This is a genomic window from Xenorhabdus poinarii G6 (assembly GCF_000968175.1).
Taxonomy (GTDB): Bacteria; Pseudomonadota; Gammaproteobacteria; order Enterobacterales; family Enterobacteriaceae; genus Xenorhabdus; species Xenorhabdus poinarii.
Genome location: NZ_FO704551.1, coordinates 2,480,762 through 2,493,965 on the forward strand (window position 1 = coordinate 2,480,762; position 13,204 = coordinate 2,493,965).

The 13,204-nt window shown below is 43.8% G+C and carries 14 protein-coding genes and 1 tRNA gene; 5 read left to right on the forward strand and 10 right to left on the reverse strand.

Annotated features, from left to right (window positions below):
• Positions 1–95: 95 nt before the first annotated feature.
• Positions 96–647 (reverse strand): LeuD/DmdB family oxidoreductase small subunit, encoded by a 552-nt coding sequence (locus tag XPG1_RS11445; RefSeq protein ID WP_045959188.1) that lies wholly within the window; start codon positions 645–647, stop codon positions 96–98.
• A complete protein-coding gene (locus XPG1_RS11450; RefSeq protein ID WP_045959189.1) occupies positions 644–1,942 on the reverse strand; it encodes a 3-isopropylmalate dehydratase large subunit in 1,299 nt (432 codons plus the stop codon). The genes XPG1_RS11445 and XPG1_RS11450 overlap by 4 nt, the downstream gene beginning before the upstream one ends.
• A gap of 280 nt (positions 1,943–2,222) precedes the next feature.
• Between XPG1_RS11450 and XPG1_RS11455 the strand changes: the two genes are divergently transcribed.
• A complete protein-coding gene (locus XPG1_RS11455; RefSeq protein ID WP_045959190.1) occupies positions 2,223–3,146 on the forward strand; it encodes a LysR family transcriptional regulator in 924 nt (307 codons plus the stop codon).
• An 86-nt stretch (positions 3,147–3,232) separates the two neighbouring features.
• Here the strand turns inward: XPG1_RS11455 and XPG1_RS11460 are convergent, their stop codons facing one another.
• The 7 genes from XPG1_RS11460 to trmB all read right to left on the reverse strand — a co-directional run bounded on the left by XPG1_RS11460 (position 3,233) and on the right by trmB (position 8,762).
• Positions 3,233–4,012 carry an L-threonylcarbamoyladenylate synthase gene (locus XPG1_RS11460; RefSeq protein WP_045959191.1) on the reverse strand — a complete coding sequence of 260 codons (780 nt, stop codon included), beginning with the start codon at positions 4,010–4,012 and terminating at the stop codon, positions 3,233–3,235.
• A gap of 39 nt (positions 4,013–4,051) precedes the next feature.
• Positions 4,052–4,537 carry a YbhB/YbcL family Raf kinase inhibitor-like protein gene (locus XPG1_RS11465; protein ID WP_045959192.1) on the reverse strand — a complete coding sequence of 162 codons (486 nt, stop codon included), beginning with the start codon at positions 4,535–4,537 and terminating at the stop codon, positions 4,052–4,054.
• A gap of 300 nt (positions 4,538–4,837) precedes the next feature.
• On the reverse strand, positions 4,838–5,782 hold the full coding sequence (locus tag XPG1_RS11470) for a siderophore ABC transporter substrate-binding protein (RefSeq protein WP_045959193.1): 945 nt from the start codon (positions 5,780–5,782) through the stop codon (positions 4,838–4,840).
• A 120-nt stretch (positions 5,783–5,902) separates the two neighbouring features.
• Positions 5,903–6,625, reverse strand: a complete 723-nt coding sequence (locus XPG1_RS11475) for a DUF2884 family protein (protein ID WP_045959194.1) — start codon at positions 6,623–6,625, stop codon at positions 5,903–5,905.
• A 62-nt stretch (positions 6,626–6,687) separates the two neighbouring features.
• Positions 6,688–7,614, reverse strand: a complete 927-nt coding sequence (gene glsB, locus XPG1_RS11480; RefSeq protein ID WP_436286830.1) for a glutaminase B — start codon at positions 7,612–7,614, stop codon at positions 6,688–6,690.
• Between the two features lie 102 nt (positions 7,615–7,716).
• On the reverse strand, positions 7,717–8,043 hold the full coding sequence (locus XPG1_RS11485) for a YggL family protein (protein WP_045959196.1): 327 nt from the start codon (positions 8,041–8,043) through the stop codon (positions 7,717–7,719).
• Positions 8,043–8,762 (reverse strand): tRNA (guanosine(46)-N7)-methyltransferase TrmB, encoded by a 720-nt coding sequence (trmB, locus tag XPG1_RS11490; RefSeq protein WP_045959197.1) that lies wholly within the window; start codon positions 8,760–8,762, stop codon positions 8,043–8,045. Before trmB ends, XPG1_RS11485 begins: the two co-directional genes overlap by 1 nt.
• 247 nt (positions 8,763–9,009) lie before the next feature.
• Here trmB and mutY point away from each other — a divergent pair, with 247 nt between their 5' ends.
• The 4 genes from mutY (at position 9,010) to XPG1_RS11510 (ending at position 11,768) form a co-directional block, all read left to right on the forward strand.
• A complete protein-coding gene (gene mutY / locus XPG1_RS11495; protein WP_173425900.1) occupies positions 9,010–10,047 on the forward strand; it encodes an A/G-specific adenine glycosylase in 1,038 nt (345 codons plus the stop codon).
• 26 nt (positions 10,048–10,073) lie between these two features.
• Entirely contained in the window at positions 10,074–10,346 is a 273-nt protein-coding gene (locus XPG1_RS11500; protein ID WP_045959199.1) for an oxidative damage protection protein, read from the forward strand.
• A gap of 107 nt (positions 10,347–10,453) precedes the next feature.
• Positions 10,454–11,527 carry a membrane-bound lytic murein transglycosylase MltC gene (mltC, locus tag XPG1_RS11505; RefSeq protein ID WP_045959200.1) on the forward strand — a complete coding sequence of 358 codons (1,074 nt, stop codon included), beginning with the start codon at positions 10,454–10,456 and terminating at the stop codon, positions 11,525–11,527.
• Positions 11,528–11,692: 165 nt separating this feature from the next.
• Positions 11,693–11,768: transfer RNA gene (locus XPG1_RS11510), tRNA-Phe, on the forward strand.
• Positions 11,769–12,127: 359 nt separating this feature from the next.
• On the opposite strand, the gene XPG1_RS11515 is transcribed toward XPG1_RS11510, so the two are convergent.
• Positions 12,128–13,135: a tyrosine-type recombinase/integrase gene (locus XPG1_RS11515; RefSeq protein ID WP_045959201.1), complete on the reverse strand. Its 1,008-nt coding sequence runs from the start codon at positions 13,133–13,135 to the stop codon at positions 12,128–12,130.
• Between the last annotated feature and the right edge of the window lie 69 nt (positions 13,136–13,204).

Consider the following 13,204-nt stretch of genomic DNA (forward strand, 5'->3'; position numbering starts at 1 on the left):
AAAGGTGCAGTTTTTAACGATCGGGCTGATGATATCCATCCCCAAAATTCAGGTGGTTAACGCCCATTTTTAAGAAAAAATGGCTATCCCCAATATCATTTGATTCTTCCTGTCGCACGAGCATAAGAAAATAGCCCGCCAGCAGAGACAATATTAGCCAGTTCACCAATAGGATCAGTTCGATATTTTTTCCCTTTTTCCAGTAAGACAACGGTTCGATTTTCAATATCAATCTCAATACTGTCCCCCGTCACTAATTGGTCACATAAGCGCTCCTGTGCTGCAATGGGCAATAACTCTCCGGTGGATACACAATTCCGAAAGAATATGCGGGCATAGGACTGAGCAAGAATAACTTTCACCCCGGAAGCCCCTAATGCCGCAACTGCATGTTCACGCGAAGATCCACAGCCAAAATTCTGACCTGCCACAATAATTGAATATTTGGCTTTTCCCGCATTTTCATCAATAAAAGGGAGTGAGCCTTCCGGTAATCCACACATCGCCAGTGAAGCCAGTTGAGCATATCCTTCAGGGGTGGAAGGATTCACCTTGAGATACTCGGCCGAAAGAATCTGGTCAGTATCAATATTATCGGTTAATACATAAACCTCACCTCGAATAATATTTTCCGTTAACTCACTCATAAAAATTCCTCAGGATTGGTTATTTGACCCGTGATCGCAGCGGCAGCAACAGAATAAGGGGAAGCCAGATAAATATTGGCGCGTTTATGCCCCATTCGGCCAACAAAGTTACGGTTCGTTGTGGATATCACCGATATTGGATCATTGACGCGTCCAAACGTATCCGGCGGGCCACCACAACAGGCGGCACATCCTGATTCAGAGGAGAGTTTCACCCCTGCATCACTTAAAATTTGGTAGACAGAAATGCCATCAATCTGGGTTGTAATCGTTTTATGAAAAACTTCTTTTGTTGCCGGGACGGCATAAGTCGGAATGGTAACTTTATGCCCTTTGATAATACGGGCTGCCGCCACAAAATCCTCCAGCTTGCCCCCCGTACAGGAGCCAATATATGCCTGAGAAATGGCGACGTTGGCCAGTTGTTCAATAGACACAACATTATCTGGAGAATGGGGTTTGGCAATTTTAGGTTGCATGGTAGAAACATCAATATCTAACACCCGGCTATACTGTGCATCTTCGTCAGGATAGACAATGTCGAAAGGAAGATGATTCCGTTCGGCTAAATAATCTAAAGTCGCCTGATTAGGCACCATCACACCGTTTTTAGCACCACACTCTACAACCATATTGCAGATCGTCATGCGTTCTTCTACCGATAATTCATCAATCACATTGCCGCCAAATTCAATGGCCTGATAGGTCGCACCATCAACGGTTAATTCTGACAATACAGCTAAAATCATGTCCTTGGCCAAAACATGAGCCGGTTTTGTGCCGGTAAAATTGACCCGAATGGTCGTCGGCACCTTAAGCGGAATTTCGCCTGTCCCAAGCGCATAAGCGGCATCAGTAATACCCAATCCAATCGCGAACGCGCCAAAAGCCCCCGCCGTCACAGTATGCGAGTCAGTCCCTAATAATACTTCACCGGGACGGATATGCCCGCCCTCTGCAAGCCCGATGTGGCATACACCTTTATAATCTGGTGTCCCGACATCGTAAAAATATTTGATGTTCTGTTCGGCCGCAAATTCACGCATGACCCGAATGTTCTGATTAGCTTGTGGGTCAGCCGAATAAACAAAATGGTCTGGGATTAAAATAAAACGTTCTGGATCCCATATCTTTGCATCTTGCCCGAATTCTTTTTTAAAGACGCTGGCAACACCCGGCGTGCAAGGATCGTGAGACATCAGAATATCCACTTTTGCCCAAACCACTTCACCCGGAGTGACTTGTTCACGCCCACTTGCCCGCGCAAGAATTTTTTGTGTCATAGTTTGGCTCATCTCACATGGCCCTCCAAAAGATTGAAACAGACTTAACAGATTGTCATCCTAACAAGATTACTACGCCTTAATGTAGGGATAATGTAGGGAATTTCGCACTGTTTCCAGTATGGAACAGTTGTTCACTAAATGGGAAATTCTTGCCCTGTAAATCGGGCGTGAATTTGCTGTATAACCTATTCCCCTCATCTTCTATCACGAACAGGAAGATAGGCGTCCCGCAATCAGATATGTGATATGTTATAAGGCAATTCCTACGCGTAAATCATCAGGTTATTGCATGAATAATATTGAGAACCTTACCTCAATGGTGGTCTTTGCCCGGGTCGTAGAGACGTTGAGTTTTACCGAAGCGGCAAAATTGCTAAGGCTTTCCAAGTCTTCTGTCAGCCGGGAAATTGCCCAATTGGAAGTGAGACTCGGCACCCAATTGCTCAACCGGACTACACGCAAAATTCAAGTGACAGAAGTCGGGATGAGTTATTACCAATATTGCCACCGGCTTCTTACCGAGGCTCAAAATGCTGAACATTTTATCCGTAGTTTCCATGAAGAACCGATGGGAAGTTTACGTTTAATTGCGCCGGTCTCTTTTGGCAGTCAATGTATTGTTCCCGCCCTGAATAGCTTTATTGCCAGCAACATTCATATCAGCGTCGATTTGGAACTGACTGACAGAACGATAAATATGATAGAAGATCAATGCGATATCGCAATCATCATCGGACGGGAGGCGCCACCATATCCCCTTGTCATGCCGTTGATTGATATTACCTGGGGGCTTTATGCAACACCGGATTACCTAAATCAGTTCTCACCAATCAAGAAGCCCGAAGATCTCCCCCGCTACGATTACCTGCTATTTCGTGGCCCGGCACATACTCTCTCCCTGCCATTCCGTAAAGAAAGAAATAAACTGGATATTGAAGTGCGCAGTCGGTTTCGCATCAATAACAGTGTGGCGTTAATGCGTTCTGCTCTGACCGGCGCTGGCATTGCCTATTTACCCGATTATGTGACGCATGAAGCGGTGGCAGAAGGAAAATTAGTTCGCCTTCTCCCGGAGTGGAAGATGGATATTTATCAGGCTTGGATACTGTTTAAATCAGAAAATACACTGTCTTCGCGCGTCCAACAGTTTGCAAATTCGTTGCAACGCAAGCTAAAACACGCGTTAGAGAGTGGAAAACGGGCAGGTGAATAAAAAACATAACCACAATAATATGCGGGTACAATTCATGCAGTACAACCGTACCCGCCAGATCGCTCACCAATCATAACGATTATTGGTTAATAGTAATTACCGTGACGGTAATCCCACGTGGTGAAAATGTCAGACATCATCGCCATAATTTTGTTGACTTCCAATCCCTTACGGATAAGTACCGGACATGGCGTGATATCACGTTGACCTTGTTGCAGCGGAATTAATTTGCCATTTTCATCTACCATTGAAACCATCACACCTTGCTCATAGCGGGTTTGCTCGGTTTCGTTTGGCTGGATAGATTTCACATAGTCATTAGCCGAGATAATCAGATCCGCCCGCGCCTCTATCCGGTCACCGATACATTCAACCAATCCCCGATTCCCCTTACCCGATGGATTCGCGGAGCTGGCAAAAGAAAACTTGCCATATTTTTCCCAAAGTTCTTTTGCCAGGATTTCGCCAGGTTTACCAAATTTAATCACAAAACAGCTCGTACCACGTTGATCCATCATCAGTTCTTTAGAACCATCATCCGGGATACGGGCAACGGCTTCTTCTTTCCACGGCAGAATACACCCTAACAATACATCCTGATCCCAATGCCTTTGATAAAGCGCTTCAATTTCCGCATTAAGCTGAGCCAGCTCTTTCAACTGTTCCAAAGATCCACATAAAACAACACCGGGTTTGTTACGATTGCGCTGTTTCGCTTCAAACTTGCGCTCCAGACCTTGCGCATCAGATGTCATGATAATGTAGCCTACTTTGGTTGGGCAAACTATCATTCCTCCGTCATGAGAGAGGATCTCTACCGCTTCCGGCTGTAACCCATTATTCCATTGAATTTTTTTGCTGCTCATATTGATACCTTTACTAGAAACGGAAGAATTATTCATCAATTAACGTTGGTAATAACCAGTGATAAACGCGGTTGCCAAGGTATTAGCCTGGATATAAAAACGAGCCACAGCATTCGTTACTTCTGCATCAATACCCAGTTTTTCTACCGATAAAGCATGTACAGTGAAAATATAGCGATGCGCTTTATCCCCCTCCGGTGGACAAGGGCCACCATAACCAAACAGGCCATAGTCATTTCTGCTCTGAATCGTTCCGATAGGTAATTGACTACCATCGCTTCGCCCTGCATTTGCAAATAAACATGGGGTTTCAATCGGGATATCAAAAGCGACCCAGTGCCAGAAGCCACTGCCTGTCGGTGCATCAGGATCATAGACCGTTATCGCGAAACTTTTGGTTTCACCGGGTGCTTCTGTCCAGGCAAGTTCGGGAGAACGGTTATCACCACGACCACCAAATTCATTAAATTCATTCTCTTTTTTCAAGAAGTCATTATTCTTAAATGCCGTTGAACGAATAATCATGCTTGAGCCCCCACTGATGCGTTTTAAAATATCCTAACGCAGTTTTTTTCTGCTGCAAGACCCGATCACAATTTTGCCTGATTGTTTCAATTTAGGAACAATAAGTCAGCTGCAAAGATATTTTGATGAGATATATTGGTATTTTATTACCCTCACAAGAAATTGAGTTCTCTACCATTCCAGTGAGAATAGTTTTAATGATTTTTTATATTTTTTTATGCCTAATAATAGAATTATCCCGAAATTCAACTATGCAAATTTCGGGATAAGCGCAGGAAAAACAGATAGTAATCTAAAAAATCACAATGCCTCAGCAATTGCATTAACTTGTCGCGTCATACTGTCCAAACCGCCACCGGACAAGTACCAAAGATCAGATTGTAAGTACACTATCTTCCCATTTTTATAGGCATTAGTTAATTTGATTTGATCATTTTCAAACTTATCTTTTTCCAACTTACCTGCCCCAATGGCCTCACTACGGTCGATAATAAAAATCACATCAGGATTTGCTTGCGCAATCATTTCTGCTGTCACAGAGCGGCTTTTATCTTTATCCGATTTGGCGGGTAATACAGCACGAGGGGCTTTAATAACATGATAAACAATCGCCTGGTTATTCGGATAGAGTTCACCTGCATTGTGTAATAATACTAATACCTTGCTATTCGCTGCCTGCGCTTTTTCCTGAGCGGATAAAATCGCTTTTTCTAAATCAGCCGATTGCGTTTTAACATCATCCTGCTTATTAAATATCTCACCTAATAATGTGAGATTACTCTCAACGGATGAAAGATAATTTTTACTGTCTGTGCTGAAATTCACAGTAGGTGCAATTTTTGACAAATGATCATAAGAAGCGCCCTGACGTCCGGTAATAACAATCAAATCTGGTTTTATTTCAGCTAATTTTTCCAAATTTGGCGTTTTCATTCCCCCAGCATCGAGCATACTCACAGACACGTTATGACGCAGATATTCCGGTAAGTTACTGATAGGTAATGCAATCACGCGATCGGATAGCCCGAGTTTTGCCATCGAATCGTAAGTGCCGAAATCGAACAGAACAACCCGCTGTGGATTCTTTTTGACCTGAGTTTCGCCGGAAAAATGTTTTACTGTGATATAATCACTAGACTGAGCTGTTATGGCATTCGGTGCAACTAATTCGGATGATTGACTTAATGCCGAGTAACTGGTAACCGAAAGTAATGATGCAATAACAATTGGCAGGATTTTTTTCATTGTTACACCTAAATGAGCCTATTAAGAAATAAGTGGCTTGCATTCTAGATGGCAACATTAATATGTCAACAAAATAAGAATCAATTTCATATTGATTCTTATTTATCTCGGCAGGGTATTTTACTGAATAGAACGCATCAGGTTAATGCGTTGTTGTTCTAAATTACTGGCTTTGTTACACACTTCTTCTTTTAAGTGCTTCAGCGCTTTTTCCTGCTTTTTCCATTCAGCCTCAAAACCATTTTGCATTCCACCCAATCCACCGAGAAGAGACATTAGCATCTGTTTGCCGTCACCATTTTGATTGCTATTTTTACGACTCATTTCGTTAATACTATCTTGCAAAATACCGCCAAGGGTCTGCTCAATAAGTTTTTTGCCTTCGGGTTCGACTTGTTTGACAGCCTGAGCATTGAACGTAAAACCAGTAACACGCGTTTCAATCACTTTGTCAATTTGCTGATGAAGACTCGATTCCAGTTGAGACAAACGGCTACGAATATGACTTTCTTTACCCATGGTTTCGACAACCACTTTATCTAACGACTGACGTGCATTGGCCAAATGACTCAATGCCTCTTTCTTCACCCAGGGCAAATCCTGACGGATCGTTTGTTGATACTGCCGAGCCATATTACGCTGTTCTGTAGTCAACGATAACGTTTTACCATCACGAGTTATGATACCATCGGGCAATATTTTTAAATTGCCGCTCCCCCCTACAATCTGGACAGAATTTGGCGTGACAATAAGATCATCTTTCAGCGTGACATGACATCCAGAACTTGCCTGCGCCTGAAACGCAAATAATAATGATGCAGCAAGGGTCATTTTGCGGAACATACATTCTCCTGATTTTTTGCCTGTTTCTTTTGTGTAATCGTTTCTCATCAGCACGGGCAAGATCAAAAAATAGAACGCCCAATGCGCCCGGCCAATTTTTCCAATGCCGCACAGCCCGCTAATGAGTTACCCGATTGATCTAACTCAGGAGACCACACCGTCGCTGTGAACTCTCCTGGAACAACACAAATAATGCCACCACCAACGCCCGATTTTCCCGGCATACCAATTCTGAACGCAAATTCGCCAGAGCCATCATACATGCCACACGTCAACATAAGCGCATTAATTTGACGGGTTTGTCGAAGACTCAAAATTTGCTGGCCAGAACCGATCATTCTCCCTTGGTTGGCTAAGTAAATAAAACACTGAGCCAATTCAACACAATTCATTTTCAACGCACAATATTGAAAATACGCTTGCAACACTGTAATCACATCATTTTCAAAATTACCGAATGATTTCATCAGGTAGGCGATCGCCGCATTACGACTAGAATGATCCATCTCTGAGCGGGCAACGATATCATCATAACAAATGTCTTTTTGCTCAGTCAGGCTACGAACAAATTCAAGCATTCGATGCTTAGGTGCGCTCAAACGTGATTGCAGCATATCGCAAATAATCAAGGCGCCTGCATTAATAAAAGGATTACGCGGGATGCCTTTTTCTAATTCCAACTGCACTAATGAGTTAAACGGCTGCCCTGAAGGTTCCGTACCCACTCGTTGCCAGATATCCTCTTCCTTATAACGTGTCATCGCTAATGTTAAGCTCAACACCTTAGAGATCGATTGAATCGAAAAGCGTGTTTCTGCATCCCCTGCTTTAAATACCTGCCCGTCTACCGTACAAATGGCCATCGCCAGATGATTGGCCGGTACTTCTGCCAAAGCAGGAATATAATCTGCTACTTTTCCTTGACCAATCAAAGGGCGTACTTCTTCTAAGATATCTGCTAATAACGAATCAGAGAACCTTACCTTCACCACTTTTTCTCCAGACAAACAAGGGCCCCCAAGGAGCCCCTGCATATAGCACTATTTTGGCTTTTGTGTAACACCATATTGATTTTTTTATGCAATAGCGAATCAATCCCACCACACATCAAATAGTTCTGATGTTATCACGTCTTTCATACCATGATCTTTCAACCACTGCTCAACCAACTGGCGATGTTCTTCAGTACATTTGCCAATTTTTTGCAGACAGATAATGCCTTCCCAGTGCAAATAACCGCTGGCATCCAAAGCAAGGCCATTTGGCTCGATCAGTTCTGCAATCAACGTATCCACTGTGCTATCAACAACGTCAACAGGCGTATCAGCGGGAAAATGCCACTTTACTGAAAATCCCAACTCCTGAAATTCATCAATACGCAATTTTTTACGCAGACGACGACTACGGTTTTTAGCCATTATTTTATCCTCTCAAACATGAGATCCCACACACCATGACCTAACCGCTGACCGCGCATCTCAAACTTCGTGATGGGGCGCGAATCAGGACGTGGCACATAATCACCGTTTTCCGATAAGTTTCTATACCCTTCTGCTGAACTCATTACTTCTAACATATGCTCTGCATACGGTTGCCAGTCGGTCGCCATATGAAAGATACCACCGGTTTTGAGCTTGCTTTTAATTAATTGAGCAAATTCAGGCTGGACAATTCTGCGCTTGTTGTGACGCACTTTATGCCAAGGGTCGGGAAAGAACAACTGAACCATCGTCAGACTTTGATCGGGGATCATATGATTCAACACCTCGATAGCATCATGGCACATGACACGCAGGTTACTGAGTTTTTCGTCTTCCGCGGATGCCAGACATGCCCCAACTCCCGGCGTATGTACTTCAACCCCCAAAAAATTTGTTGCTGGGTTCTGGCTTGCCATTGTGACTAATGACGTCCCCATCCCAAAACCAATTTCCAGCACAACAGGTGCTTCACGGCCAAAAAGCTCGGCCATATTGACCAATTTTTCTTGATAGTCTACCCCCATCTCAGGCCACATATTATCAAGTGCTTGCTGTTGACGACTCGTTAACCGCCCCTGCCGACGCACAAAACTACGGACACGGCGCAACGCTCTGCCATTTTCATCATATTCCGGTGAAATTACGTTATTTATCATGGTACTTTTTGTCAGTTTTAAAGGCTTTTTGCTCAGGCGTCTGGGACTTTATATACCGCAGAATTGCCCAAAGAGAGCGCAATTATGCAAAGATGGCTGAGTTTATCAAGTTCAGTGCCCATAAGCACAACTTTAATGCAAACTTGCGTAACGCTTCGAAACAAAGTTCGGGTTTACACTGAGGTTACACTATGTTGCAATCCCGTTCACGAAACAATCACCCGATATAAAGACAATTATTCTAATGATGGATGCTGAGCAATTTTCACAGGTGGTACTTGAGTGGTATCATCATTATGGTCGCAAGACTCTGCCATGGCAGTTAGAAAAAACGCCCTATCACGTCTGGCTTTCAGAAGTGATGTTACAACAAACGCAAGTTGCGACCGTGATCCCCTATTTCCAAAAATTTATTTCACGTTTTCCTGATGTTGCTTCTTTGGCGGCGGCGCCATTAGATGAAGTTCTCCATTTATGGACAGGCTTAGGGTATTACGCACGCGCCCGGAATTTGCATAAAGCAGCACAACAGATTGCAACGTTATCAAATGGTCAATTTCCGACCACATTTGATGATGTTGTTGCCCTGCCGGGTGTCGGGCGTTCAACTGCCGGCGCCATTCTCTCCTTGTCTCAAGGCAAACACTTTCCCATCCTTGATGGTAACGTGAAGCGTGTTTTGGCTCGCTGTTATGCCGTTGATGGCTGGCCGGGAAAAAAAGAGGTTGAGAACCAGTTATGGGATATCAGCACACGCGTCACGCCCGAACACGGTGTCGAATATTTTAATCAGGCGATGATGGATCTCGGTGCCATCGTGTGTACCCGCAGCAAACCCAAATGTGAGATTTGCCCACTTAATACAGGCTGTATCGCTTACGCCAATCATAATTGGGCAAATTATCCGGGGAAAAAACCGAAACAAAGCATCCCGGAAAAAACAGCCTACTTTTTATTAATGCAACGGGGAGATCGGGTTTGGCTAGAGCAGCGGCCTCTTTCTGGCATTTGGGGAGGATTGTTTGCCTTCCCGCAGTTTGCAGATCAGGCATCACTGGAGCAATGGCTGGAAAATTCCGGCATCTCTCACGGTAAATTTGAGCAACTGACGGCATTTCGTCATACATTCAGCCATTTTCATTTAGATATCATCCCCATTAAAATCGATATTTTATCTTTTGATTCCTGCATGGATGAAAACAAGGGACTTTGGTATAACTTACGCCAACCAGCAACAATTGGATTGGCAACGCCCGTTGAATACCTTTTGCAACAATTGGGTTAATTTGCCCACTATTTTGAGGATTAATTATGAGCAGAACTATTTTTTGTACTTTTTTGCAACGAGAAGCCGAAGGCCAAGATTTTCAGCTCTATCCAGGAGAATTGGGCAAACGTATTTTCAATGAAATTTCTAAAGAGGCATGGCAACAATGGATGAGTAAACAAACCATGCTGATCAATGAAAAAAAATTAAATACCATGGATCCAGAAAATCGCAAGCTGCTTGAACAAGAGATGGTCAAATTCCTGTTTGAAGGACATGACATCCAAATTGACGGCTATACACCACCGGAACAATAATATTACGATCGCGATTAACCTAATAAGAGCCATTTTAGGTGGCTCTTATTATTGACCCTGATAAAACGTCAATATCCAACAGCATTAATATCCAACGGCATTATAAAATGAAAAGACTGCTGGCTCTGATCCTCCTCGCTCCACTTTTAATTTCCTGTTCTAGCAAAAAAGACGTTGAATACAACGAAGAATACATAAAAGACACCAACGGTTTCGATATTTTAGTAGGGCAATTTGCTCACGATATTGAGAATATTTGGGGCTTACAGGAGATTTTAATTGCTGGCTCAAAAGATTACGTAAAATATACCGATCAATATAAAACCCGTAGCCATATCAATTTCGAGAAAGGCAGCATCACCATTGAAACCCTCTCTCCCACTGAACCGACTGAACATTTACGCAAAGCGATTGTGACTACTTTACTGATGGGCGATGATCCAGGCACGATCGATCTTTATTCCGACGCCAACTATATCCCGCTTAGCAAAGAACCCTTCCTATATGGTCAGGTTTTGGATAATAGTGGTGAACCTATTCGTTGGGAATGGCGTGCAAACCATTTTGCTAACTATCTGATTCAGAATAAATTACAAAAACGCCGATCAGGGCTACACATCATTTGGTCTGTCACCATACAGTTGGTCCCTAACCACTTGGATAAACGCGCCCATAAATACCTCCCCCTTGTTCGCAACGCGTCCATCAAATACGGCGTTGACGAATCCCTGATCCTTGCCATCATGCAAACTGAATCCAGTTTTAACCCATATGCCGTCAGTCGCTCCGATGCCCTGGGGCTGATGCAGGTTATGCAGCATACCGCCGGGCGAGATGTTTTCAAGATGCAGGGAAAATCCGGCCAGCCTAGTCGCAGCTATCTCTTTGATCCTGATAACAACATTGATGCTGGCACCGCTTATCTATCGATGTTACAAAACATCTATTTAGGTGAAATTAAAAATGCCACCTCACGGCGCTATGCTGTCATTACAGCCTACAATGGTGGAGCCGGTAGTGTATTGCGTGTATTTGCCAATGACAGAAAAAAAGCCGCTCAGATCATCAATTCAATGGCACCAGGTGACGTTTACGCAACACTCATCAACAAGCACCCTTCTGCTGAATCACGTCGCTATTTGATAAAAGTAAACAGTGCTCAGAAAAACTATCGCAGATAGCTGATAATAAATGAGTTTATAACGAAATAGTCATACATGGAGAGGTGATAACCTCTCCATTTTGTTTGTATTTATAGCTTATTGTGTATTTTCAGAGCATATAAATAAAATTATGCAGAAAATGTTTGACGGATTGGGCTGAATACGGTTTAATGCGCCCCGTTAGCCCGGATAGCTCAGTCGGTAGAGCAGGGGATTGAAAATCCCCGTGTCGGTGGTTCGATTCCGCCTCCGGGCACCAATTTTAAAACTCGTTTGTTGAAGTGATATCAATAACTTAACAGATGAGTCAGAAATAAGTGCTGTTAAGCAAATGTTAATGAATATAATCTATTACTTTGCGTAAGTTAATAAACTAAGAACAGCCACTCTATACGAAGTCAGGTGAACACAGTTTGTGCTCACCTTTTTACGTTTAAAGTAATGATTTCAGTAATTGATTCTGATGTCAAGTCAGGTGATGGTCAGAATTGCTCTTTGAGCACACTTCCCGGTTTCTTCGTTTTGTGTCTCCACCTCCAAACCATCCCATAATCCAGTGACACAGTCAGGGCAATCCCGCTGATATCCTGCCCTGTTTTTTTACATCACGTTAACGAGTTACACAGCAAGATCCAGATAAAACGCTAGTTCATTCGCCAGGGTTTTACCCGCGATTTCCATATCGATATCAATATATTCCATCGTGGTCGCCAGACTACGGTGTCCCAGCAAACACCTGACCAGCTGCAAATTACGATCAGGCGCTTTCATCAGTTCTGTCGCCAACGTATGACGAAAACGGTGGGGAGAAACAGCAAAACCACTCTCTTTAGACAGGCGATTAAAGAAAGAACGAAGATGCTGCTTTTCTCTGTCATGATGATACTGATAACTGACATGGCGTCCGTGATAACGAAAACGCAGACGGGTTAAATCAAACAGTGGATCATTCTCTTTCGCGCCACAGGCTTTTGCCTGTTCAACCAACTGCTCCAGCCGGGGTTTCAGCTGCGGGATCATCGGCACCCGCCACTCACTGTGGTTTTTACTGCCTTCCACACGCAACTCAATGTAACTGTTGTCCAGATTAATATCTCGTAACCGCAGGTGCAGCAGCTGGTTCAGGCGCATGCCCGTCAGCCGGAAGGTATCCAGTACGGTCAGCCAGTACCCCGTCGGGTATAGGGCACATCGTCCTCCCCGCGGGGCGGTCTGTAAACGTTCTTCCTCTTCATACTGCTGCATCCGCAGGTAAATCCCGGTTATCTGAGCCTTACTCAGGGTTTTCTTTTGTTTCTTCTCTTTTTTGACTGCCGCGTCATTAAACGGATTTTTGGGGTGTGACAACAGTTTTCTTTCCATCCCGAAATTAAAAATGGCCCGCAGGTGCGCCACCTTATTGTTCCACGTATAGCCGGACTGATTTTTTTCCATCAGCAGATGACGCCGCCAGCGCAGGACATCCCGGTGAGTCACACTCTCCGGCAACCCCGTTTCCCCCAGATACCGGATAAAGACCCGCACCACCTTGCGATAACTCCATTCGGTTGCCGGCCGTAACATCCGTGAGAAGAAATACTCGTCCAGCAACGCATCCCAGCCCATTGTTTCCTCATTATTTAACATATTATTGTTTCCTTGGTGTGTAATATTGTGTTCCGGTACAGAAACGTCCCATTAATAAACTGCAAATTA